The sequence below is a fragment of the Flavobacterium magnesitis genome (assembly GCF_041729735.1).
Lineage (GTDB): Bacteria > Bacteroidota > Bacteroidia > Flavobacteriales > Flavobacteriaceae > Flavobacterium > Flavobacterium magnesitis.
On the sequence record NZ_JBCFQK010000030.1, the window covers coordinates 1 to 25,682 of the forward strand.

Here is a 25,682-nt window from a genome sequence, read left to right on the forward strand (position 1 = left end):
TCCAATAATGGCAATTTTTTGGCCTTTAACTTTTTCATTAATAAGATTAATTTTCGCTCTACCTGAATTAGTATCAATATATTGAAAAACATCAGTATCAATCGAGTTTTCTCTAATCCTGAAAGTCTTTTCAGTAACTAACGGATCAATACTTTTGGCAGGAGAACTAATAATAGTACCATAAGTAGATACTTTTTCATAATAATCAGCATATCCACTTTGTGGTTTGTTAGAAAAAGAAAAATTAATCACAATACCATTACCAAGGTTTTGTTGATTGGAATGTTGAATAGCTGTGATAATACTACCATCGGCATTGCAAGGATATTCACCTATGAAATTGATCACGTGTGTACTTGGCTTAATAGTTCTTTGACTATTAGCCAACGACAATTCACTAACCAAAATACCATATTTAACTTCTCTAAGATGAGTTACATAAGGTATATGGTGGATAAGTAAATATCCACCTTTAACCTCAAGTTCATAACCTTCATCTTGTAACCTTTTAAGGTCGGGACTATGATTTATTAGTTGCTGTAACATTGAATACCATTTTATTAGTTACAAAAACTTTATCACCTTTAACCATACTACCTTCAGGATTTTGATGAGGTCCTTTAGCATAAGTTACCGTATAAACAGTGTTTGGATTTTCTTGAAAATTTCCAAATGCCAATTCAACAACTTGCTTAAAACTTATAGTTTTTTCACACCATTGTTTTTCTCTACCATTTACAATGATAATGAATTCAGTAACTTCTTTTTTGGAATAGAATTTTTCCTTTCCAGGTCTAGCTAAATCAACAATGTCATTGTCCTCAATTAAATCATCTTCCCATGGCTGTTTATTATCCAAAAAGATTTGATAATCATCTGGAATATTTCCTTGTCTTCTAATTTGAGAACCTTTAATATACTGCTTATCAGTTTCAAAATTTTTCCCATCAACAGAGTACTTTAATTTCTGCTTGATATAAAATTGCTCAATTCCAGTTCTTGCTAGGTCAACGACTTCATCGTTTAAAATAGCATCATCTTTCCAAGGTTCAACTATATCTAAGAATAATTTACAATCAAGTGGTAAGCCTCTCAGTTCTTTCAACTGTTTTCCAGTGATAAACTGTTCGAACCATTCAAACTTTTTGCCTTCAATAATTAATGTTAAGGAAGGTCTTCCTTTTTGGTCATCTTGACCGTCTACATCTGTGTTCATAATGAATACGTTTTAATTTATTTAAAATTTTAACACTCCATATCCTTAAAAAACTCTCGGAGTTATGAGTTTCAAGCGGTTTTTGTTGCTAAAAATTTGTTTTTATAAAAAAACGCATTAGTTTTACACAACAAAATAGAGGGATACTCAGGTGATAAGCCTAAGTATTTGAAAGTCGTCGAAAAACTTATTCCCTAATAACCCAATCCGTACCGCCAAGTTCGATTGGGTTTTTTTTATTTATCAGCTCATGTTTTTAATTTCTTAATTACTTTATCTATTTCTTCCATTGGTAATCTGTCATTAACTGTTTTGAGTTGCTCCAGCAAAGCAATAGCTTTAGACTTATCCAATATATTCTCTTCAACCAATTTCTCAATAACCCAAATACTACCGTGAACTTCAACACCATGTTCTTTGGCTTCCAATTTCAATTTTCTATCACAGGTAAGTAATGCACAATTAAGTTGAATCGACTTCCAAAGCATTGTTTTATCGGGCAATGATTTCAGGTTTCTCTTTGTTGCAAATTGGTTTACAGCATCTTGCTCTTCATCAGTCAACATAATAACGTTTAACTTTTGTGATCTTTTATAAACCTCAAATTCAACAACCTGATTAGCTATTACAATTTCATTATATACAAACGAAGTAGTAGAGATTTCTGCTTTCAAAGCAAAAAACTCTGGTAAAATCTCCAATTGGTAGAGATCAAATAGTACACTTACATCTGTAATAATTAATTTCATACCAATAATTTCATTTTACCGCGCAATTGCCAAGCTGTTATGCCCGAAAAATAAGCTGCTTCATTAATTGTCAGAACTTCTTTTGCTAAACCTAAATACACCAATCGCTCCATACGAGTAGGTTCTTCTTTACTCCTGTACCTACCAGGTTCACTATTAGGCACATGATAACCTCTCTTTTTATACCCAACATGGAACTTTCTTAAAATAAAATCGTTCAATATCCCTAATCGATGTGCCCTATGAAAAATAGCAGTAAAGGATATTCCCCAACGCTCTTTTATAATTTCTAATTCTTTTTGATAAAAATGAAAACGTTGTTTATGCAACTCTTTTTTTGCCATTTCTTCTGGATACAATACAGCACATGCAAAAACATGACATAATTTTTCCTCTTCGGAATGTTTCAAATCTTTTGAAAAAGTCAATGCGTGATGTGCCAATTCATGCAATGCAGTAAATCGTTTTCTAACCACATCATCATTAGCACTGATACTCTTTTTCAATACAATGATTTTTCTGTCTCCAACAGTAGCTTTCATACCATCAAAAGCATCATTAACTAAAAGATCAATAACTTTATAACCTTTATCCTCTAGCATTTCAACAACATCTGGTATTGGATCATATCCTAAATTCCATTCTTCTCTTAATTTTTTGGCCGCATCTTCCGCATCTTCCGCATTTTTAATTTCTTTATCAAAATTAAAATAGTCATATTTCTCATTTAGTTGAAGAATATCCTCTAATTCAAAATACCTTTCAAAACAGTCTTTAGCTTTTTCAATAACAGAAGCTTCTTCTGTCTTAGATAGTTTTGAACTGTATTTTCTAAAATCAATACTCTCAAATTCAACTTTAACACTAGGTACCGAATAAAAATAATCTATAGAAACATTTAATGAATTAGCCAAAGCAATTAAAACTTCACTATCTGGCTTCATGACTCCTTGCTCATATTTATTCAAAGACTGCTTGCTAACTAGGCTATCTAGTTTGTCGGCAAGTCCTTGAAGAGACAAACCTGCCATTCTTCTAGCAGATTGTAGTCTATTTGCAAATACATTTTCCATAATTAAAGATTTAAACTATCAGTTTGTTGACAAAAATACAAAAAAAATATTATTTGTCAACAAGCAATTAAAAAATACTTATAAACAATATCTTCATTTCAATTGCTACTTCATCCTAAAAAATCTAAAAAGAAATTACCTTTTAACACAAGATAAACCCCATAATTTGGGGTTTATCTTGCAATGATTGGTAATAAAAATTAATTTATGCTATTATATCAAATATTTCAGATATTTTTTCATAATCCATTATCTCATTCAGCTGCACAAAACTTTCATTTAGTCCAAGTATTCCTAAACTCAAGTCTTTGTTTGCTTCATTTCGCTAATTTCATTTTAAGAAAGCAATATTGATTAAAAATTGTTTTTTTAATCAATTAATTTTTTTGTTTTTATTAAGTCGTTAAAATCGAAGAAGTTAAACTCTTTTATAGTAATGCACCATTTATCACTAAATTCAGTATTTTTACATAGTGAAATGCCTAACAAAAAAGAAAATTAAATAAATAAAGTAAGCATTACAAGTGACCAATAAAGAAAAATAAAGAACACTTGAAACAATCAATAAACATAGCGACAATTTTTCCCAAACACTTATTTTGGGATATGGATCTTAATACCCTTAGTCTTTCTAAAGACAAGGATATTATCATCCCAAGAGCCTTGTTTGCTACTACTCAGGAAACTTTTACCACAGATATTGCCCTTTTGGAGCAATTCTATTCCAAAACACAAATCCTAAAATACCTCAAAACCACAAAAGAGCGTGTAAGCAATGAAGTTTGTGCCTTGGTAGCAATGAGATACAATGTTCCCGTTTTTGCACGTTTCAAACAAGAACCATTCGGAGTAAAAATCAGGTAATTTTCTACAATCAAAAAGGAATAGAATTTTGAGAAATTAGACACTATAAAGTCCAGCAATAGATACATATCTATAACCATTACCTCATTCAGCTTCACAAAAATTGCTCCTAGTCCAAGTATTCCTAGCATCAATTCTTTGTTTGCTTCACTTCGCTAATTACATTTGCAGTAACTTTAAAACAATTGACTTCTAAACCTATTACAAATGAAATGGATTACCAGAGAACGCCCAAAAATTGATCGAATAGCTTCTCCTTGGTTGATAAAAACTTTTGTGGACAAAGAAGCGGAATTTATTTATGTTCCATTCAATGAAGTTTTAGATAAAGCAAAAGAATTGGATGCCATACCATTTGACATCCCTAATGTTGAATTCACTCATTATGAGGAAAAAAGCACCTTTGACTACATTGTAAAAAAATATGAAATTAAAGACCCTGCTATTCTAATTATAGCGGATATTGTTCGTGGTGCAGACACAGACAGACACGATATTGCAAAAGAATCGGCGGGACTTTGGGCAATTTCAGCGGGGCTTTCCTATAATATTACGGACGACTATAAATTGCTAGAAAGCGGAATGGTTATTTATGATGCGTTATACAGTTGGGCAACGCATTTATACAAACAAAAACATTTACAGAATAGTCCTTTTGAAAATCTACTGCACGAAGTGTATCATAAATTTTTGAAGAAAGAAAAAGCAAATAAGAAGAAAACACCTGCTTGGGTCAAAGATTTAAAAGCAATGATTCAGGATCAAATAGACACTCAATTCACTTTTGACCTAAAGAAGATTTCCAATGACTTGGAACTGAATCCTTCTTATTTATCAAGAGAGTTTTCCAAGTATTTTGAAGACCTTAATTTTGGTGATTATGTTAGAAAATTACGAATAGAAAAAGCAATTTCCCTTATTCAAAATTCAACCTATACACTTACCGAAATAGCTTATATGACAGGCTTTTCAGATCAAAGCCATTTTACGAGAATCTTCAAACAGAGTACAGGAAAAAATCCTTCTTCTTATCGAAAAAGTTCTCAAAAAGGTAATTCAGATACAAAAGGTAAATAACATCCTATTTCGACCTTTTTAGTATAACTAGTTTTGTATCATAAATAAAAAAGATATGATACAAATTAGATCTGTACTCCTTTTAGCCTTGTTGGCATTGAGTACAACTGTTTTTTCCCAAACTACTTATCCAAAAATAACCGGATATTTTTCTGTGATGCATCCTATAGTAACTTTAAGTAGCGAAGAAACCGCTGTAAACTTCAGAGATTATTATTCAGTTAATTTTCCAACAGGAATCAATATTTGGAAAAGTGCCAAAATTGGATTTTCTTTTGAAATAGCCCCCAACATAAAAACTGACGATGGAATCAGCAAAGTAAATAGTGTGTTATTTCATCCGGGAGTTTTGGTAGCATTAGGACACGGCTACACTTTTGCAGGCAGACTAGCCTTTGAGACTAGTGGCAGATTTGGTGTTACACCAGTAATAACCAAAACAGTTATAAAAAATACGAACAGCAGTTTTTATGTTTCGCTTCCATTCCCAATACGTTTTGGAAATGATCATCCCGCTACATTTACTTCAGGTATTCAACTTGGTATTGCCTTTTAAAAAAAAATATGAAAGAGAACCCAACATACACGTTAAAAGAATTACTTCTTTATTTCCTAAAATTAGGAACAATTGGTTTTGGAGGTCCTGTAGCATTGGTTGGCTATATGCACAAAGATTTAGTCGAAAACAAAAAATGGATTTCAGAAGAAGAGTATAAAGAAGGTTTAGCCTTAGCACAATTGGCACCAGGTCCATTAGCTGCGCAATTGGCGATTTACCTTGGATTTGTACATTACAGTTTTTTGGGAGCAACTTTGATAGGATTTGCTTTTGTATTGCCTTCTTTCATAATGGTGGTACTATTGGGAATCGTTTATAAATTATACGGGGGATTGTCTTGGATACAAGCCGTTTTTTATGGCGTAGGAGCATCAGTTATTGGCATTATTGTAATGAGTTCTTATAAACTGACTTTAAAATCTATCGGTAAATTCAATTTAACTTCTTTTAAAACCAATTGGTTATTGTGGTTATTTTTTATAGTTGCTGTAATTGTAACATTGGTTACACAGCAAGAACAAGTTTTGCTATTTGTATTGGCAGGAATCATATATATGTTTGTCAAAGCACCTCCAAAATGGTTTAATGGTAAAACTGCCAATTCTATTGTGCTGTTGCAAATGGGTTTTTGGAGCTATGACAATTCTACTCTGATGAAAATTGCCATCTTTTTTGCCGAAGCAGGAGCATTTGTGTTTGGTAGTGGATTGGCAATTGTACCTTTTTTACATTCAGGCGTGGTAGTAGAAAATCATTGGCTGACGGAACATCAATTTGTAGATGCGGTTGCTGTTGCAATGATTACACCAGGTCCTGTTGTTATTACTGTTGGTTTTATCGGTTATTTAGTTGCAGGTTTTCCGGGTGCTTTAGTTGCTGCTTTAGCTACGTTTTTGCCGTGTTATTTATTTACGATTGCTTTAGCTCCGTCGTTTAAGAAAATTGCACAAAATCAATCTATCAAAGCTTTTGTTGATGGAATTACTGCTGCTGTTGTAGGTGCATTAGTCGGAGCTGTTGGTGTAATTGCTTCCAGAAGTATTTTGGATATTCCAACAGCACTAATAGCTATTTCCACCATTTTTGCTTTACTTTATATCAAGAAAATTCAAGAGCCTTATATTATTGCTGTTGCAGCAGTTGTAGGAGTTATTATAAAATTGATACTATGAACAGAAAAGATTTCTTAAAATCGAGTACATTGTTTGGCGCAGCAGCATTAGTGCTTCCTACTACAAATGCTTTTGCTAACAATTTAGCAGACAATTCAATTGATAAATTGGTAGATGCCAATGGTAATTATATTCAGCAAACATTGCCATATAGCGAAAACTTTCTTGAGCCTTATATGGATGCCGAAACCTTGCATTTGCATTATACTTTTCATCACGGTGGAGCAGTAAAAGGAGCGAACAAGGATTTGCAAATGATAAAAAAAGCATTGGACGAAAACAATTTGGAAACAGTTGATTTTTGGACAAAAAAACTATCCTATCATTTTTCATCACACATCTTACATTCCATATTTTGGACAAATCTTACGAATAAAAGCAACTTACCGAAAGGAGATTTACTGAAACGAATTGAGAAGAGCTTCGGTAGTTTCGACAGATTAAAAGTATTGATTGCTGCCACTGCCAAAAATGTGGACGGCAACGGTTGGGGTATTGTAGCATATCAACCTTATAGTGATAGTTTGGTAGTTCTACAATGTGAAAACCACGAAAAACTAACACAATGGGGAGCGATTCCAATATTAGTTATTGATGTTTGGGAACACGCTTATTATTTAAAATACAAAAATAAACGTACTGATTTTGTAGATGCCCTTTTTAATATCATCAATTGGGATAATGTGGCATTAAGATTGAATGATGCTTTGAAATTAATGAAATAAAACTATAGAAATAACATCAAAAAAGATCTTGCCCATTTTCATAATTGGATAGATCACAAATATCTTTCTTATGCTTTTTCGAAAAAACAAAAAACACCTATCAAATCTTTATGAAATGATGGGTGTTTTACCGAATTAATAATCTGTATTTCTATATTTGCATCTCTAATAAAAACCTGACAATGGAATTTATCTTAATCATTCTAGTTATATTCCTATTATTCTACGTTCCTAAATATTTTAAAAAACGTAAAAGATAAAAAACTCTTTTCTTCAACCTATAATTGATACTTCAACAAAGTAGCAACGACTTCATAATATTCTTTTTCAATTTCTAAATAGGAATTAAAAGTAGTGTTATAATAGTTCAATTCTACAAAATATTCCAAAACTGAAATTTGTCCAGCTGATAAAGCTTTGTCTAATAGTTTTATAGGTTCTACAGATTGGTTTATTTTTTCGTAGTCATTTAGAATACCTTTCAAGCTTTCATAACGACCATAAAGCTGTTTTATTTCGTAATAATGCTCATTGGTGTGGTCTGTCAAAGTACTTTCTGCAAATGTCATTTTAGCTTTTTGAAGTTTTACAGTGTTCCTGCTTTCCCAAAGAGGTAAAGAAATCCCTGTGTGTATTCCGTTATAGGTTTGCCCTAAAATACCTTGATAATGATACCCAAGTTCCATTTTTGGCAGCGCTAAAGCTTTGCTTACATCAATTTGTTTTTGAGCTATTAGCTTTTCTTGCTCTAACGTTTTTCTAATATAATCTTGCTCTTCAATTTCCTTTTCCAGTGTTTCAAAATTTGGAATGGCAGGAATATCAAAATAAACAACATCGGTTAAATTTATTGCAGTTCCGCCGTTTAAACTTGTAAGTTGTTCATTGAGTTTAGCAATAATCGAAATATTATCTTGAAACTGTTTTTTAATTTCTAACAATTGAATTTCAGCTTTGTTGACATCCAAAATAGTACCATCACCAGTAGATAGTTTCTTTCTGAAATTTGCCAACCATTTTTCAGTCGCTTCTTTTCTTTTGGTCAAAGGAACTTGCAATTTGTTTCGGTAAACCAATTCAATACAAATCTTTTTGGCTTCCAAAAGCAACTCTTGGTTTACCATTTTTAATTGTAAATCAGCTTGAATTCCTAATTGATCGGATAATTGATTTTTCTTTCCATAGACAGTCGGAAAATCAAAAGATTGTGTAACTACAATATCGGTTTGATTTCCGGCATTAGCAGGACTTCCTTTTAAATAATCATATTCTACGGTAGGATTGTACAATGAATTTCCAGTTTTATACTGCACTTTTTGAGCATTCCAATATTGGGTATTGGCTTGTATGGTTTTATTATTTTTGGCAATTTCAGTTAAGGCATTCTCAATAGTAGATTGAGAATACCCTAAACTAAAAATTACCATTGCTACAATAAGGAATAGTCTATTTTTCATTTCTTTCATTTTTTCGATTAGATAAATAATACACTACCGGAACAATAAAAATGTTCAATAATGTTGAGGTCAACAGACCGCCTAAAATAACTTTAGCCATTGGACTTTGAATTTCATTTCCAGGCAAATCACTTGCAATTGCTAACGGAATTAAAGCCAATCCTGCGGTTAAGGCAGTCATTAAAATAGGGCTTAATCTATCTTTTGAACCTTGAATAACTGTTTCATAAAGCGATAACCCTTCTTTTTCTAACGTTTCGTAATGAGAAACAAGTAGAATTCCATTTCGTGTAGCAACTCCAAATAGTGTAATAAACCCAATAATAGCAGGAATACTCAAAATTCCACTTGTGAAATAAATACTGAATACACCACCAATTAATGCTAATGGTAAGTTCAGCAAAATGATAGACGCTGTTTTAATTTTTTTAAATTCCTGAAACAGAATTAAAAAGATAACCAATAATGAAATAAGTGAAGTTAAAACCAATGTTTTTGAAGCTTCTGCTTCGGCTTCAAATTGTCCACCATATTCGATATGATATTCTTCAGGTAATTTTACTTCTTCATTAATGATTTTTTGAATATCAGCCACTACACTTTTTTGGTCACGACCCGAAACGTTGGCAGAAACAACCGTTTTACGTTGCACATTTTCTCTATTGATGGTATTGGGTCCCGATGTGCTTACAATATCAGCTACATAATACAATGGAATTTTTTTACCATCGTAGGTATCAATCATAGCGTTTTTAATGTTTTCAATTTTACCTTTGTTGGCATCATCAAAACGAAGCATTAAATCAAAGGTTTTGTTACCTTCATAAATTTCAGATACTTTTTCACCAGCAAAAGCCACATCAACAAATTCATTAAACTGACCTATTGTAATTCCGTATTGGTTCAACACATCACGTTTCGCTTTAATTTGAATTTGCGGAATTTCAACTTGTTGTTCCACACTCAAATCTACCAATCCTTCAACATTTTGAATTTTGGCTTTTATTTCATTAGAAATTGTAAAAAGTTTATTCAAATCATTACCAAAAATCTTGATGGCAATATTGGCTCTTGTACCTGATAGCATATGGTCAATACGGTGTCCAATAGGTTGTCCGATAGTAATATTAGCTCCTGTAACTCCTGCTAATTTTTCTCGAACATCAGCCATAAATTCTTCACGGCTTCGTTCTTCTAATGTAAAAGGAGCATCAATTTCGCCTGCATTTACACCTTGTGCGTGTTCATCGAGTTCGGCTCTTCCGGTTCTTCGGGTTGTAATTTTTATTTCCGGAACAGATAGTAGTGCTTTTTCGACTTGTGTACCTATTTTGTTACTTTCCTCTAATGATATTCCAGGTAAACTAACTGCACTAATTACTAATGAACCTTCGTTAAATTCGGGTAAAAAACTCCTTCCCAATTGACTCATTACAAACAAGGAAACTAAAAATAAGCCACCCGCAACAATCAATACTGCTTTTTTCATTTCCATAACTTTGTTCAAAGCATTGGAATATACTTTTTGCAAACGTTCAACCAACCAACTTTCCTTATGCTGTTTTAAAAGCATTTTATCATTAGTCAATAAGTAACTTGCCAATACAGGCGTTAGTGTAATTGAAACAATTAGCGATGCAAACAACGCCACTATAAAAGCAATTCCAAGCGGAGCTAATAATTTCCCTTCCATTCCTGATAAAAAGAACAAGGGCAAAAAGGCAACAATAATGATAAAAGTGGCATTGATTACAGAACTTCTAATTTCAAATGAACCATCAAAAATAACAGTCAGTTTGTCCTTTTGTTCTGATTTTGGCTTTAGGGCATTTTCTTTGAGTCGTTTGAAAACATTTTCCACATCAATAATGGCATCATCAACCAAATCACCAATAGCAATTGCCATACCTCCTAAACTCATAGTATTGATCGTAAAACCAAGCCATTTTAAAGTTAATATCGCAACAATTAATGAAATGGGAATCGCCAATAACGATATAAACGTAGCTCTCCAATTCATCAAGAATAAAAACAGAATGATGATTACAAAAGCAGTTCCTTCCAATAATGTTTTTTGAATATTACTAATAGAAGCATTAATAAAATCAGCCTGACGGAAAATTTTAGTATTAATATGCACATCTTTTGGCAAATTCTTCTGAATATCAGCAATAGAAGCATCAATAGTTTCAGTAAGTTCTAACGTATTGGTTGAAGGTTGCTTCATTACGGTCATAATTACAGCAGGTTCTCCTTTTAGCGAACCATCACCAATTTTTAAAGAAGCTCCAATTTTAATTTCGGCAACATCTTCAATTTTGATGGGATTTCCATTCTGCATTTTAATTACAGATTTGCCTAAAGCTTGAATTTCATTAGTTCTACCAATACCTTTAACGATGTATTCGTTATTGTATTCATTCATAAAACCACCAGAGGAATTACCATTAGCTTCTTCACTTGCTTTTAATAATTCATTCAGTGAAATATTATAATAGTTCATCTTTTGAGGCGAAGCCAAAATTTGATACTGCTTGTATTCTCCGCCAATTAAAACAACTTGTGAAACACCACCTGTTGCTAATAATCTTGGTCGTATCGTCCAATCGGCAATGGTTCGTAAATCAATTTGAGAAGTTTTATCTGCTGTTACACTGACCAACATAATTTCTCCCATAATAGAAGATTGTGGTCCCATTGTTGGGTTTCCAACACCTTGTGGTAATTTCTCGGCTACTGCGGTTATTTTCTCATTTACAATCTGCCGTGCTTTGTAAATATCAGTGTCCCATTCAAACTCAACCCACACAATAGAAATTCCTGCAGAGGATGAAGAACGAACACGTCGAACATTGGTTGCACCATTTACCGAAGTCTCAATAGGAAATGTAACCAATTTTTCTACTTCTTCAGGAGCCATACCGTGTGCTTCAGTAAGCACCACAACGGTTGGAGCAGTCAAATCAGGAAATACATCCACTTCCATTTTGGAAGCAACAACGCTACCAAAAATCAACAGTAAAACCGATGCTGTCACTACAAAAAACCGATTGTGCAGTGAAAATTTAATTATTTTATTTAGCATAAGTTATGTGTTAATGTTCGTGTCCGTGAGCAGGCAAAGCACCTGATGCGCTAGATAATTTGATTTGATAACCACCTTTTGTAACTACTCTTTCATTTTCAACTATTCCTGATAGAACTTGTACATTTAAGCCATCACTCGCACCTAGTTTTACTTCTCTTTTTTGGAAACTTTCGCCACCAATTTGCACATACACATAGAAAATTCCTTGTTCTTCAATAAGAGCAGAAATAGGAACGACTAAAGCATCAGCAATAGTGGAGGATTTAAGATAAATTTCAATTATCGAACCCGAAACCAATTGACCTGCATTATCAATTTCAAAAGTTACAGGAATAAAAGGTGTAGAAGCAGAGGCACTTTTACCATAAGAAACAATTCGACCATTTAATGCAGTTGTATTATAAACAACATCACTTTGTGGTGTTTTAAAATTAGCCGATGTAATACTTGATAATCTACTAAAGTAGTTTTGTGAAACATTAGCTTGAACCAATAATCTTTTGTTTTTTGAAATAGTAGCTAACGGTGTTCCCGATGGTACAAATTGTCCTTCGGTTACCAATACATTTTTCACAAAACCAGACATCGGAGAAAGCACATTCTGACCTTTAGCACTATAATTTTTTGATACCGTATTATAGGAAGTTTGTGCATTTTCAAATTGTAATTTTACTAGTTGATGGTCTTTTTCTGAAACGATTTTATCAGCGACTAATAATTTGGAACGCTCATAATCTGCTTTAGCCTTTAAATAATTCGCTTTGGCATCTTTAACAGAAGCATCAATATTGCTTTCTGTCATATCAGCTCCAGTAATCGTGAAAAGTGAATTTCCCGAATTTACAGCAGAACCTACAATCGTATTCTTGCCTGAAAAAACAACTACACCACTAGCTTTAGCGGTTACAATCATTTCATCTCCAGGAGCAGAAAGAATTTGACCGCTTGTTTTAATTACATCATTGAAAGTTTGTTTTTTAACTGCTTGATTAGCAAATTCCACTTTCCAAGCCTGTTCTTTTAAATAAGAGATATCGCCTGTTTCAGCGGGTTCAGGTTGTTTGGCTAATGCGGTTTTCATATCGGCATAAACCACTACATTTTCAATAGTAATTTTATCGGTAAAATCTTTGGTAACAATGTCAAAAACTAAAGTTCCTGTTCCGGCTGTCTTCGGACTTAAAGCCAAACGAAATATTCCCGGAGAACTCGGTGCATCAACTGAATTTTTTATTCCGTTTTCTCCAACAATCAAGCTAACAGTTATTTTAGCATCAGTCAAAGCTTTAAAGTTTTCACCCAAAACAGTAAGATGGGAAGCAAACTTTGACGTTTGACCAACAACTAACGGTTTAAATTCAACAAAAAGTTCTGTCTTTTCTGTATAAAGTGTGTAAGCCAATGGTTCTAATGATGAACCCTCTTTAACCTCTTCTTTGTTGTTGCAACTTGTAAATCCTATTAAGAATAAACATAGAAGCAATATTTTTTGTGCTATTTTCATATAGTATAAAGTTTAATTTAATGCCTGTAATTACAATAATTACAGGCATCAAAAATTAATTAATGGTCGTGTTTCTCGCCATTTTCGTGTTGGTGATCGTGCGCTTCTTTTGTAGCTGTACTATCTTTGCCAACAGTAAATTCTTCTTGGGCAACCGAATCGGTTTCGTGATTCGTATGCACTGCACCATCTTCGTGTTGATGCGTTCCATCTGTGTGATCGTGTCCGTGTTCTTCGGTTTTCTTACCATTACAAGCAGTAAATAGCATTCCTGCAACTGCCATTGAAAGCAATAATTTTTTCATTGATTTTGTTTTTAGAAAGTTGTATATATGAAAATAACTTAAAGCCCAAAAAAGGCAATAAGTGTCCTGTAATTCAAATAATGAATAGTTTAGCTAAAAAGTGTGGGCGGACCACGAAACTGTAAGGAATGTAAATGGGGAGAAATAAAAATAAGCGGTTCATTATTTCGAACTGCTTCTTTTTTATGATAATAATATCCAATAGAATTTGTAAAAACTGAAATTGAATGTAGTACAAAAACCTGATTTGGAACTTCTTTAACAATCTTAACAACATCTTCTAATTGACTGTTGGAAAAAGTATCTGAAGAGTGGTTAAAATGAGAAAATAATAATGACAATGGACTTTCATCCGATTTTTCTTCGTGATGATGATGATGATGATGGTGTTTTCCATCGTGATGATGTTCTACTATATGGGTATGCGGAAATAAGCTATGTCCTAATTGAATAAAACAAGCTATAAAAAGAAACAATATGTAAATTGACTTTCTATACATTGCAACAAAAGTAAGTAATTTTTTCAAAAGTAAATAGAGACAAAAAACTTAATCATTATCTCATTTTGCTAATTAAATTTCCAATAACGAGAACATTCTTTTCGTTCGTTGGTAAAAAGACGTTTTACATTTCATAAGCCACTTCTTTGCCAACGCTCCAAAAGTTTTTGTACGCCCTAGAACGTTTACTATTCAAAAGAAATTTAATGGTAGGGCAACAAAAACTTTCCCCAAGCTGTGTTACATAATTGAGTATTATAATTCATCACAAAGCGTTATTATTGTTTTTTGGTTTTTGTAATGAAGTTATAATATCATTTATGTAAAACAGCCCCTCACCCAACGCGCTAGCCAGTGGCTCCAGGACAACTTTTTTTATTGCTCCCTCGCACCTGCCAGCAATAAAAAAAACCGTCCTTCGCCACTGTCTTTAACAACGTTCGCTATTTCATAGGACGTTTACGGAACTCCCTCCTTTCAAGAACTTTCACGGTCACTGTTTTTAGCAACTTTGTGTTTAAAGCGGTAGTGTTTGCATTGCTTTTATGAGTAGAAAAATGGCTTTAATCTGTATTTAATTTGCCTATGGATAAAGCCATTTCTCTACCCATAAAACCAAAAAGCCAGCAAGAGTGTGATTTTTTATTTGCCAGAACCATCGAAGTAATTGTTTTCACGATGGCCAAGATGCCATAGCAATTTCCAAGCACTTACTTTCTGAATACTAAATTCTGCAAACTGAACACCACCTTAGGCATCAAGCCATCATAAAAACAATCAGAAACACCACAGCAAGCAAATAAAAAACCACACACTTGCCTGCGCTACTGCCCCATCGCACTAGGAATTATCTTTTCATTGTTTTTGTAAGTATTGAAAATCACTTTACAACATTTACTGTAATTTGAAAAATTCCTGAAAAAGTGATTTTCAATACCCACAAAATCAAGTCCAGGAAAGAGTATGAAATTTTAAATCAGAAAAATAATAGGAATGGATTTTACATTTCTTTTTTCTGCTTTAAAATTCCATACCCTTTCTGAAGAACTTCCATCTTTCGAATCAACTTTTTTTGATCCCATTTCATAAGAAATCTATCGGTCAAGAGAAAAATAAAAAAATAAATAAAAAGAAAGTAAAGGTAAGCTCCAGTTTCAAGAAAAGAAAGTTCAAGCCTACGGTTTTCAATAAAATCTCCACCCTACGTTTTCGTTTCGCATCAACTTTTGACTTGAATCAAAACTCCATTTCCGAACAACTCCATCCTAAAATCCCGGGTAGTATTTTCTTGAAAAAACTTGCTTTTCTTGAAACCTCCACTTGAGAGACGACTTTCTTTTTTTTCCTTTTTTCTTTTAAAAAATTTCATATGTGGCGAGTTCAGCGAGTCACATTATCTTAAAAACCGAAAGTATGCCAAATTTTATCATCAAAACCCACCAAAAAAATACTGCTTACACAAAACCTCATTTGTTCATACTTAACAAAGGAATGAACAGCGGTAAGCCCCAAAAAGAGCCATTTACGAACAGTTTTGTAATCATTTTTCAAAAGGAAGAAGATTGTGAGAATATATTTTTTGTGGCTTACAGCTTATGGAAAACCAAGTTTTGGCATCCCTATTTAGTTGGTTCGGTTATTCCGTTTTTGCGCCTTCCAGATTTTTCAAAAGAATTCAATCTAAAAGCCAGTTTGATGATGCAGGAACACGAAGAGCATCAAAAAAACATCACAGCTCTCAAACTCTTAGAAAAAAAAGAAAAACAATTTCACGAAAACATCAATCTTATCAATGATCTAAGAAGGGTGATTTTATATCGTTATTCCAAAAAATAAACTCTAATTTAAAATCGATAAATAATGAAACTATTTATTTTGTACCAAACAGACAATTGGAAATCCAAAGCATCACGAATATGTTTTGGTATTTTCGACACCAGAGCTAAAGCCATTGACAGCGCAAAATGGCAAGATTTATACAACCCAAATTCAGAAGTGGTAGTTTTAGAAGTTACTCTTAATTTATTTGAGGAAATTTGATTTTTAAACATAAAAAAAGCCCAATCCTTGCGGGTTGGGCTCTAATATTGTCTAATCCAAAGGTCACCACAACTAGAATTAGACTATTTTTTGTGCTTCTTAATGAAAATTTTGAGTACCAAAGATATTAAAAAACTGACTATTGCCCCAAGCGTGGCAAGAATTATAGTTTTCAACACATCTTCCGAATGTAAATTCGGTAAAACACTCAAAAATGTACCGCCAGCGGTACCCATTATAGTTGAATTACTGTGATCCATCTGCTTTTTCGGTTGTCAATTGGCTAACTGCCGAAATAACACCTCCAGCAACCGCCAAGTAACCTGCTAACGAAGTAACAACAATTGGCAAAGTTACTGGCGCAGCCAAAACAGTTCCGCCAATGGCGGCCAATGCCAAACCAATATTTCGAAGCACTTTGAAAAATTTTGGAGTTGGAGCTTTCGCTCTTTTTACTGCATTCATAAATTTATTTTTTTATCATTCCCATTTGGGAATCTGATTTAACAATCAATTCAACACTTTCATTATTGCTCAAAGCTTTATAAACCAATTCTTTTAATTTAGTAAAAGCTTTTCGAGACATCAGACCTAAACCTGGTCCTGAAAGTTTCGTTACTGGAGCAATACAACCCTTCAATTCTCGCAAAGCATTATTGGCTGGATGAAATAAAATTAAGCTTCTATTTTCTACATCAATTATTTCCAAATGCCATTGAAATTTCTTGCTGTATCGCTTTTTTATAAAATATTCCCCCTCCGGAATGCAGGAAACTTTCGTTTCGTTATTTTTCCAAGGCAATTCAATACTGTTACAAATGAATTTTCCCTCGCATTCGAGTTTACCATTCGTTCCATCGGGGAAATAAGTTCTGGTTATCGAGACAACCATTATACACCACTATCTACTTTCACAATCGATAATGGGTTATAAGAGCCGTTTTTCAACGAATACATTTGACCGTTTACCTCTTGATAAAACTCCAATCCCAAAGCCAAAAACAATGGTTTTGTACTGTTGGGAGTAACAGGATTCGAATGATTAATTGCCACTGTTGGGTTAATATCCCAAGGCAAAATAGCCGTTTCTGAATTCGAAACAACGAATGTTTCCGCTTCAAAATCAATTTCCGCCCCTGCAGAAATAATTTTAAAATGCGTAGAACCACTAGGCGCAGAAATCATATTCAATGGCAGAAACGGAGCCAAATCAACAGTAATATCGCCTGTTACACGATTAATTGTCGGCACAAAAGGAGCAAATAAACTAGTGCCCAATTTTCCACGAATATTGAATTCGAAGCCTCCTAAAAGTTCGGCTTCACCATCAATTACGTTTCGTAATCCTCTAACACTAGTTGTATCAGCTTGGATAACCTTAACCATTTGTTGAGTAAGACGACTCACCATTCTACCATCCGCAGAATTGATTAAAACAGCTCTCAAAGCCGTTCTTAGAATCTTTCCTGCCTTCCCGGCTCTACCAAACTCTGAACCATTTTCACGCGTTCTTTGAAACGCTGGATCACTTGCAATTCTGCTCGCATCTATTCCACCTTTTTCACGTGCTAAATGACCGTCTTTCGTCTTATAAAAAGTAATATCTCCGATAGTACCTTTCAATTTAATTATGCCTTTCTGTCTTGCCATAATTTCTAAAATTTAGATTAATAATTACTCTAAATCATCTTTCCGTTGCAACGCTTCCGACTGATTTCGAAACAAATTTTAACCAATAAAACAGAAGAAAAAAGCATGCACAGTTCCATATGTCACTAAGCGACACAAATGGCTTAAATAGCCATAAACACCTATCAAAAAACATAACAAATAACAGAAAATTGCAACTGAAATTTATATTTCAAAAATTCTTATTTTTGTATAGCTTTAAACATTGTTTAACAGCAGGTTTAGGTTAATCAAAGCCTAGTCAAAGGCATAGATAGTGTATGAAAATAGAAAAACAGAGGGTTTGCATCTATCCAAAGGACATACAGCGCATAACAGGCAAAAGTTATCGTCAAAGTACCAGATTAATGCAGAAAGCAAAAACTAACCTCAATAAGCTTGAAAATGAGTTCTTAACTATTGATGAGTTTTGTTCCTATGCAGGATTGAAATATGAACAAGTAGCTCACTTGATTTTTGGTTAATGACTAAAAAACACAGTACTAAAATTTAAACTTTAGAACCCCATTAACCTCACTATTAACTAGTTCATTTTTTAGTATTCATACCTTGATATTCAAGTTATTATCATTAAATTTGTACTATACGATTTATGATAATTTGAACAGTTACCTGAGGTGGTAAAATCGGTTACCCGAGAAAACAAACCTTTGTAAGACTGCAAGAAATATAGAATTTTGAGAATAGTTCTATTCCCGGCGACTCCACAGAAAAGCCTGTAAATTCAATTTTTACAGGCTTTTTACATAAAATATCAGAAAAGCTAAATTAATAACGAATGTTTATTGAATAAAAAATAGTAGTCGATTAAGCTGTACGATTTCTCTCTTTTTTTTTGAATAGCAGAACGAACCTTCGGGAGTTTGCATATACAATGAAGACATAAAAGCTTCATGAGAAACCACCACTTTTTTATCTTTAGACACTACAACATCCATTTCTATAACATCTACATCTTTACGGATAGCACTCATAAAAGCTGGAATTGTGTTTTCGGGAAAATTTCCTCTATCTCCCCGATGTCCTTGTATTTCAATATGCTGTTTTGCTAACGCATTCTCTTTCATTTTACATCCATAAAGAAGTATGAAAAACAGTAAAAGAAAAACTATTTTATAACTATTCATCCTTATTCTATTTAATGCTATCTATTCGATAATTTTCAGTTGCCGTATGTGTATTTCCAAACATATCAGTAGCTTTAACTTCTACTGTATGAGTTCCTAATTCTAGATTTGCTGGTATTTTTCCTTTCCAAACATGAGTACTAATCGAAGGATCAGAAGATCTTCTTCCTGGCATTAATTTCTCAGACAAATCCCATTCATATACTAATTCTACATAAGAAGGGTCTGCTTCAATAACACGTTCCATGCTTTTCCATTCTCCACTATCTACTCGGTAAACCAATTGATCATTTTCACTTCCCATAAAAAAATTGGCATATAAAGAAGATTTAGTACTCTTTCCTTTGGCTACAACCTTAGGTAAAAAAAGATTCATTTGATGCTCTTTTTCTTTTCCTGCCGCTTTATATACAACATTATAGGTAGTGCCTTTAAAATGGATAAAAGCATAACCTTTTGGAGTTCCGTCTCTCATTACAGAAATTGGAATTTCTTTTTCGTCTAATTTACCTGAGTACCAATCTCCTGAAGTTGTACCAACATTATAATGATGATGTGGTTTATCTTGCAACCAGCCTTGCTCTTTGCCTAAAAAATCTTGACGTTGCAAATGAGTATGTGCAGACAAAGACAAAGTATTAGGGAAGTCTTTCAACAAAACAAATAATTGTTCACGATCAGAATCTCTAAATGAATCATCGTTAGCGTCAGGCTCACTTATTGGAATATGGAAAGCCAATACAATTAAGTTATTTTTAGGTACAAATTGCAAATCATTTTCAATAAACTGTAATTGCTCAGTAGTAAATCCACCCCAATATCCTTTACTGTCTCGTGGATCTGGATAAAGAACATCATCCATGACAATAAAATGCACTTTACCATAATTGAAAGCATAATTAGCAGGACCAAAATGGGCTTCATAAGTCTCATCGGCTAAATTATCCTGAGTAGCATCAAAATTAAGGTCATGGTTTCCTAAAAGATTATACCATGGAATGCCTACTTTTTTTACCGCTTGAATATAAGGATTAAACAAACTCAAATCATTTCCTACCAAATCCCCCATGCTCAAACCAAATGAAACGTTTTTAATTCCTTCCACTTCAGCAACAATTCCTCTATAGAAATAATCGATTTCTTCTAAATTATAAGGTTGTGGATCTCCAAAAATAAGAGCAGTAAAATCCTCTTGCTCCTTTTGAGGAATCAATCCAAAATCGAGTGATTTTGGTAATTTACCAGTAGGAAGAACGCCTTCAAATTTCATTTTTGGAGAACCTGAAGGTTTGTGGATGTAAAAAAATTGAGGTTTGTTATTCTCATCCGTTTGAACTTTATAATCTGATGGCTTGATTATTGAAATAATAGCATCATTTTTAAGAGGCAACTCATATTGACCTTTCTTATCCGAAAGCACTACCTCAACACCGTTACAAACAGCAACGTTAGCAATTCCTTTTTCATTTTTTTCTTTTTTTCCGTTTCCATTAGCATCTTCGAAAACAAAACCTTTTACCGTATTTTGAGCAGAAACAGCTAGTGTAAAAAGCAGTATGAAACTGCTGATTGTTATTTTTTTCATTATTATAATTTATTAATTATCCCACCAAACTTTAGTATTAATAGTGTCTTCTCCTATCATTTTTACAGCTTCATTATAATTGTCTACATTGTACAATTGCTGATCTGTAGGGAAAGTAAATCGGGAAGGCATGATGCCGTTATTTCCCATTGCAGAAGTTTTAGGCAGAATAGGAAAACCAGTCCTGCGATATTCAAACCATTGTTGATAATCTGTAAAGTACAGCGCGTAGTATTTTTGCAACATGATTTGTTCTAATGTTCCATTGTATTGTACTATTGGGTTGTCAAAATAATCTGTTGGAATCACGGCTTTTACTTGTTCAATAGCTGCTTTAATTCCATTTTTATAATAAGATTCAGCATCAGAAATAAAACCACGTTGTGCTAATTCAGCTTTAATAAATTCCACCTCTGCATAAGTTAATAAGAAGATTTGCATTGGGTTTAATACTTGTGTCTGTGTTAAAGTAGAAGCATTGTATTTAAATTGAGAGTCAGCACCTTCATAACCACTTGGAATACCTACATATCCGATATCCATGTTTTTCAAATCCTTAGCTACTGTAGCAACGATAGCTCTCCTAGGATCATTAAAATCATTCAGATTATCCAAGAAAAATGAAGCCATCTTAGCTCCTAAAGGGAAATCTTGAGGTCTTCCCCATGGTGATACATTAGGAGTAACTCCAGTTACTTGTAAAATTGCCGATTCAGCAGTAGTAGTAAAAACAGGATATTTTACTGGATCTTCTATCATTGTTTTTAACTTAGTAAAAGCATTAATTTCTGCTCTGTTTGAAATCCTTAGCAACAACCTCATGTGAAGAGAATTGGTAAATTTTCTCCACTTACTTACATCATTACGAAACAAAATATCTTCATAATAGATCATCGCTCTAGCATCATACATTGCATTCGCTTTTTCTAAATCTGATAAAATGGTTTCATAAATAAACTCTTGAGTATCATATTTTGGATATAAAATACCATCTTCAGCCCTTACTGCTTCTGTCATTGGAACGGGTCCAAACAAATCAGTAAGATTAGAGTAAACAAGAGCATTAAGAGTTAATGAAATGGCTTCGTAATTAGCATCACCTGCTTTTTGTGCCGCTACTCGCATTTCATTAATATTAGCCAAATATCTATAATAAGTATTCCAAGAAGAGTTTCCTATACTAGGACTAACATCATAACGGTGTAAACCTCCTGAAACACTTGGAAACGGAAGAGAAACTTGCATTAAATTAAATGTTACACTGGCGCTTCTGGTTGCATTATGTGAAGCAATACCATAAATTATTGGATTCAATAGAGTTCCAGGACTGATGACCGAAATTCTATTAGGGTCATCATTAACATCTTTAAAATCGCTTGAACAAGCATTAAGTATAAAAACTAATGCTAAAGCTGTTACTAAATAGTGTATTTTTTTCATTATCATTTTAGATTAGAAATTTACTTTTAAATTAAAGCCATAGCTTGCAGGTGATGGCATTTGTCCCATTTCAAGTCCAGGTAAAATAGTATCTCCGTTTAGAGCTCCTGCTTCTGGATCATAAATTGGAAAATCACTTATCATAGCTAAATCTCTTCCAAAAACAGAGAATTGTACAGATTCCAAGCTGGTGCTTTTCAACCAACTTTTAGGAAAATCATACTGTAAGCTTACTTCACGTAATTTGGCAAAAGAAGCATCAAATGAATTTGATTCCACATTTGCTCTACGATAATAACGTGTATACCAATCTGGAGTAACTGCTTTTACTGTATTTGGAGAATAAGAACCATCACTATTTGCAACTACTCCGTCTCCAATTATAAATCCGTCTTCTCTCCCCATGTAAGTAGAGGTGATTTTTCCTTGTTCTGCCAGTTTATGATGTGTTTGCGAATAAACGATACCGCCATATTGACCGTCTATGGTAACTCCCATTGTGAAGTTTCCAATTGTAAAATTATTTACAAAACCTGCTTTCCAGTCTGGACTAGCATCGCCTATATATTGGATTTCTGTTGGATAAGCTGGTAATCCCGCTGCATCATAAACAATTTCACCTTCTGGGGATCTAACAAATCCAAAACCGTAGATTGCAGTAGCACTTCCTCCTACTTTTGCAATTATTGATGCTGTACCACCTTCGCCAATTATCTGCTGACCATTAATACCATCAGGTAAATTCATTACTTTATTCCAATTGCGAGACCAATTAAATGAAGTCTTCCATTTAAAATTTTTTCCGTCAACTATTTTTCCTCCAAAAATTAACTCTATACCACGGTTTCTAACTTCTCCAGCATTTAAAATAGCATCGCTATAACCTACGCTCCAGTCCAGCGGCACTTTAATGATTTGGTTTTTAGTTCTACTTTCATAAACTGTTGCATCAAAATTGAATCTTTTATTTAACATCAAAAGTTCAAAACCTGTTTCAAAACTAGTAGTGATCTCTGGTTTAAAATTTTCGTTATACAACAGCGATGGTAATATTGCTGAACTTGCAAAAGTGTTTTGATCGTAATATTTTTTTGTTCTGTAAGGTTCAGTATCATTACCTACTTCAGCAAATGAAAATCTATACTTTAAAAAATTAATACTTTTAGGTAAGTCAACCATTTCAGATACTATCAAACTCGTGTTTACCGAAGGATAGAAAAATGAATTATTTGCCTCAGGAAGCGTACTCGATTTGTCGTTTCTACCAGTTACATCTAAAAACAATACATCTTTATACGAAAGAGAAACCAATCCATACAAACTATTCACTTTTTTATATCGGTCTCCAACAGAAATATTTGGCATATTAACTCCATTAGAAAGCTTGTATACATCTGGAACGACGAGCCCTTCCACACTGGCGCTTAAACTTTTGTATTTATAATTTAATGCGTTTCCACCAAATGAAGCAGAAAGAGAGAATGCTTCACTAAATTTCTTTTTATAGGTTAATAAAAAGTCATAATTCGTTTCCATTTTTGACACATCCTGTCTGCTAAAATATCCTTTCGCATATCGATTGATACTGTAAGGTCTATGTTGTTCTCTGTTTTGAGTATAGGTATTTAAAGAAGAGCGCAACATTAAATTCAAATTTGGAGAAAAATCAATTGTTGCTGATAAATTACCAACCACCTGACTACTTTCTAAAGAATTAGTCGCTTTATAAGCAATAAGATAAGGGTTATCTATAAAAGAACTAAAAGGATGCAATTGCATAATATTTTCCTCTCCCTTTTCCCAAATTGGTCTGTACCAATCTAAAGGAATATTAGGCTGTTGAAAAATCATAAAATAAGCAATGGAACCATTGTTATATCCTGTGGAAGGCAAATTATCACTACTTCTATCATTGTAGTTTACAGAACTATTTAATTTTATTTTATCTGAAATCTGATAGTTAGCATTTATAGCTGCAGTGACACGCTCAAAACCAGTATTAGGCATGATCCATTCGTTTTTTGAATGCCCAAACGAAGCACGCATTGAACCATTTTTATCTCCACCTTGTAAGGAAACATTGTTATTTATTGTAAAACCTGTTCTCCAAAAATCTTTACGACTGTCTTTGTAAGGTTTCCATAATTGTCTTTCAGCAGATTGAGTTTCAGTTGTAGGATCGTATTGATAAAAATATTGTCCTTCAAATGCAGGTCCCCATGCCGAACTCGTACCTCCTGTACTTGATCCATCTTCTGAACTACCATAGGAATAATATGGGTTTCCTTCTGCATCAAATGATCTGCCTGCTCCTTGTCCATACTTGTATTGATAATCTGGCCATCTCTGGATAACATCAAAAGTAGCACCTGAGGTTAATGTAACTCCAAAACCCTTTGCTTTTTTACCAGATTTAGTCGTGATAATCAAAGCACCATTAGCAGCACGATTTCCATAAAGTGCTGTTGCTCCTGCTCCTTTTAAAACCGTTACACTTTCTATATCATCTAAGTTTAAATCTGAAATCCCGTTTCCGTAGTCTATCGGAGAATCTTGTCCCATATAAGCACTTGTTGAACCGGCAGAAGTCATTTCGGTATTCATTGGAACACCATCAACAACAATAAGTGCATAATTCCCTTTTGGGTCTAATGAATTATTTCCTCTCAAAGTAATTTGTTGTGAATTTAAAGGTCCAGAACCCGTAGAAATTATATTCAATCCCGCTACTTTTCCTTTCAGTCCAGAAGACCAGTTATTAGGTGTAGTTTGTGCTAAACTTTCGGATTTTATAGTCTCTTGCTTAAAACCTAGACGTTTTTCTTCTCGCTTAATTCCTAGAGCGGTAACAACTACTTCATTAAGTTCTTTAGTATCCATTTTCAAGGTTACTTTTACCACTGCTAAACCAGATGTTTTAATTTCCTTTGTTTCAAATCCAATGTATGTAATCACTAAAACTGCATTTGGATTAATAACAGATAAATTAAAATTTCCATCCATATCCGTTATACCATTATTTTGAGTGCCTTTTTCAATAATAGAAACTCCTGGTAAAGGCAGTCCTTGTTCATCAACAACAGTTCCTCTTATTGTTTTTTGTTGTTGATTAGGTTTTACAACGCTTATGGTGTTGTTTATTTTTTTGAACTTAAATCCTGTTTTATCCGAGATTATTTTTAGCACATTATCTACACTTTCGTCTTTTGTTTTAATCGAAATATGCTGAGAAGTGTGTATTATTTGTTCGTCAAAGACAAATGTCAACGAACTTCTTTGCTCAATAGCATCAAAAACTTCTGTAATTGATGCATTTTTAATATCTAAAGAAATTTTGATTTGTTCCAGAGCATCTATTGCTGCTGAAGCAAATAGAGGGGTTAACATAAAGAAAGTGAAAAATAAATGCAAACACTTTTTCTTTAATAACTGATTTAAAAATTGTAATATTGTCTTCATTAGTATGGGCTATATTTTTTTGTAGTCTTTTAAATAAAACCTGTTTCTGTTGC

The 25,682-nt window shown here is 33.3% G+C and carries 23 protein-coding genes; 7 read left to right on the forward strand and 16 right to left on the reverse strand.

Annotated features, from left to right (window positions below; all coding sequences use genetic code 11):
• The 4 genes from AAGV33_RS15070 to AAGV33_RS15085 all read right to left on the reverse strand — a co-directional run.
• The coding region (locus tag AAGV33_RS15070) for a DUF6791 domain-containing protein (RefSeq protein ID WP_373393089.1) at positions 1-546 on the reverse strand (546 nt) is incomplete at its 3' end.
• Positions 521-1,216, reverse strand: a complete 696-nt coding sequence (locus AAGV33_RS15075) for a multiubiquitin domain-containing protein (protein WP_373393090.1) — start codon at positions 1,214-1,216, stop codon at positions 521-523. The genes AAGV33_RS15070 and AAGV33_RS15075, both read right to left, overlap by 26 nt.
• 248 nt (positions 1,217-1,464) lie before the next feature.
• Positions 1,465-1,965 (reverse strand): hypothetical protein, encoded by a 501-nt coding sequence (locus tag AAGV33_RS15080; RefSeq protein ID WP_373393092.1) that lies wholly within the window; start codon positions 1,963-1,965, stop codon positions 1,465-1,467.
• A complete protein-coding gene (locus tag AAGV33_RS15085; protein ID WP_373393093.1) occupies positions 1,962-3,038 on the reverse strand; it encodes a helix-turn-helix domain-containing protein in 1,077 nt (358 codons plus the stop codon). The genes AAGV33_RS15080 and AAGV33_RS15085 overlap by 4 nt, the downstream gene beginning before the upstream one ends.
• A gap of 552 nt (positions 3,039-3,590) precedes the next feature.
• Between AAGV33_RS15085 and AAGV33_RS15090 the strand changes: the two genes are divergently transcribed.
• From AAGV33_RS15090 to AAGV33_RS15110, 5 genes are all read left to right on the forward strand, one after another.
• Entirely contained in the window at positions 3,591-3,902 is a 312-nt protein-coding gene (locus tag AAGV33_RS15090) for a DUF6922 domain-containing protein (protein ID WP_373393095.1), read from the forward strand.
• Positions 3,903-4,109: 207 nt separating this feature from the next.
• Entirely contained in the window at positions 4,110-4,979 is an 870-nt protein-coding gene (locus AAGV33_RS15095) for a chromate resistance protein ChrB domain-containing protein (protein ID WP_373393096.1), read from the forward strand.
• 55 nt (positions 4,980-5,034) lie between these two features.
• Positions 5,035-5,535 (forward strand): hypothetical protein, encoded by a 501-nt coding sequence (locus tag AAGV33_RS15100; RefSeq protein ID WP_373393098.1) that lies wholly within the window; start codon positions 5,035-5,037, stop codon positions 5,533-5,535.
• Positions 5,536-5,543: 8 nt separating this feature from the next.
• Complete coding sequence (locus AAGV33_RS15105; protein WP_373393099.1) at positions 5,544-6,710, forward strand: chromate transporter; 1,167 nt, start codon at positions 5,544-5,546, stop codon at positions 6,708-6,710.
• On the forward strand, positions 6,707-7,435 hold the full coding sequence (locus AAGV33_RS15110; RefSeq protein WP_373393101.1) for a superoxide dismutase: 729 nt from the start codon (positions 6,707-6,709) through the stop codon (positions 7,433-7,435). Before AAGV33_RS15105 ends, AAGV33_RS15110 begins: the two co-directional genes overlap by 4 nt.
• 278 nt (positions 7,436-7,713) lie before the next feature.
• Here AAGV33_RS15110 and AAGV33_RS15115 read toward each other — a convergent pair whose 3' ends face one another.
• The 5 genes from AAGV33_RS15115 to AAGV33_RS15135 form a co-directional block, all read right to left on the reverse strand.
• Positions 7,714-8,892, reverse strand: a complete 1,179-nt coding sequence (locus AAGV33_RS15115; RefSeq protein ID WP_373393102.1) for a TolC family protein — start codon at positions 8,890-8,892, stop codon at positions 7,714-7,716.
• On the reverse strand, positions 8,882-11,977 hold the full coding sequence (locus AAGV33_RS15120) for an efflux RND transporter permease subunit (RefSeq protein WP_373393104.1): 3,096 nt from the start codon (positions 11,975-11,977) through the stop codon (positions 8,882-8,884). Before AAGV33_RS15120 ends, AAGV33_RS15115 begins: the two co-directional genes overlap by 11 nt.
• Positions 11,978-11,987: 10 nt before the next feature.
• Entirely contained in the window at positions 11,988-13,484 is a 1,497-nt protein-coding gene (locus AAGV33_RS15125) for an efflux RND transporter periplasmic adaptor subunit (RefSeq protein WP_373393106.1), read from the reverse strand.
• 59 nt (positions 13,485-13,543) lie between these two features.
• The gene (locus AAGV33_RS15130; protein WP_373393107.1) at positions 13,544-13,789 is read right to left on the reverse strand and encodes a hypothetical protein; all 246 of its coding nucleotides are present in this window, start codon (positions 13,787-13,789) and stop codon (positions 13,544-13,546) included.
• Positions 13,790-13,878: 89 nt separating this feature from the next.
• On the reverse strand, positions 13,879-14,289 hold the full coding sequence (locus tag AAGV33_RS15135; RefSeq protein WP_373393109.1) for a hypothetical protein: 411 nt from the start codon (positions 14,287-14,289) through the stop codon (positions 13,879-13,881).
• A 1,413-nt stretch (positions 14,290-15,702) separates the two neighbouring features.
• Here AAGV33_RS15135 and AAGV33_RS15140 point away from each other — a divergent pair.
• Together AAGV33_RS15140 and AAGV33_RS15145 are read left to right on the forward strand one after the other, a co-directional pair.
• Complete coding sequence (locus AAGV33_RS15140; protein ID WP_373393111.1) at positions 15,703-16,125, forward strand: DUF6943 family protein; 423 nt, start codon at positions 15,703-15,705, stop codon at positions 16,123-16,125.
• Between the two features lie 24 nt (positions 16,126-16,149).
• Positions 16,150-16,329 carry a hypothetical protein gene (locus AAGV33_RS15145; protein WP_373393112.1) on the forward strand — a complete coding sequence of 60 codons (180 nt, stop codon included), beginning with the start codon at positions 16,150-16,152 and terminating at the stop codon, positions 16,327-16,329.
• A gap of 246 nt (positions 16,330-16,575) precedes the next feature.
• On the opposite strand, the gene AAGV33_RS15150 is transcribed toward AAGV33_RS15145, so the two are convergent.
• From AAGV33_RS15150 to AAGV33_RS15180, 7 genes are all read right to left on the reverse strand, one after another.
• A complete protein-coding gene (locus AAGV33_RS15150; protein ID WP_373393113.1) occupies positions 16,576-16,794 on the reverse strand; it encodes a hypothetical protein in 219 nt (72 codons plus the stop codon).
• Between the two features lie 4 nt (positions 16,795-16,798).
• The gene (locus AAGV33_RS15155) at positions 16,799-17,221 is read right to left on the reverse strand and encodes a DUF5675 family protein (RefSeq protein ID WP_373393115.1); all 423 of its coding nucleotides are present in this window, start codon (positions 17,219-17,221) and stop codon (positions 16,799-16,801) included.
• Positions 17,221-17,979: a hypothetical protein gene (locus tag AAGV33_RS15160; protein ID WP_373393117.1), complete on the reverse strand. Its 759-nt coding sequence runs from the start codon at positions 17,977-17,979 to the stop codon at positions 17,221-17,223. The genes AAGV33_RS15155 and AAGV33_RS15160 overlap by 1 nt, the downstream gene beginning before the upstream one ends.
• Before the next feature lie 821 nt (positions 17,980-18,800).
• Positions 18,801-19,145 carry a glycerophosphodiester phosphodiesterase family protein gene (locus AAGV33_RS15165; RefSeq protein ID WP_373393119.1) on the reverse strand — a complete coding sequence of 115 codons (345 nt, stop codon included), beginning with the start codon at positions 19,143-19,145 and terminating at the stop codon, positions 18,801-18,803.
• 7 nt (positions 19,146-19,152) lie between these two features.
• Complete coding sequence (locus tag AAGV33_RS15170; RefSeq protein WP_373393120.1) at positions 19,153-20,730, reverse strand: calcineurin-like phosphoesterase C-terminal domain-containing protein; 1,578 nt, start codon at positions 20,728-20,730, stop codon at positions 19,153-19,155.
• A gap of 12 nt (positions 20,731-20,742) precedes the next feature.
• A complete protein-coding gene (locus tag AAGV33_RS15175; RefSeq protein WP_373393122.1) occupies positions 20,743-22,170 on the reverse strand; it encodes a SusD/RagB family nutrient-binding outer membrane lipoprotein in 1,428 nt (475 codons plus the stop codon).
• Positions 22,171-22,182: 12 nt separating this feature from the next.
• On the reverse strand, positions 22,183-25,629 hold the full coding sequence (locus AAGV33_RS15180) for a SusC/RagA family TonB-linked outer membrane protein (RefSeq protein ID WP_373393123.1): 3,447 nt from the start codon (positions 25,627-25,629) through the stop codon (positions 22,183-22,185).
• Positions 25,630-25,682 lie beyond the last annotated feature (53 nt).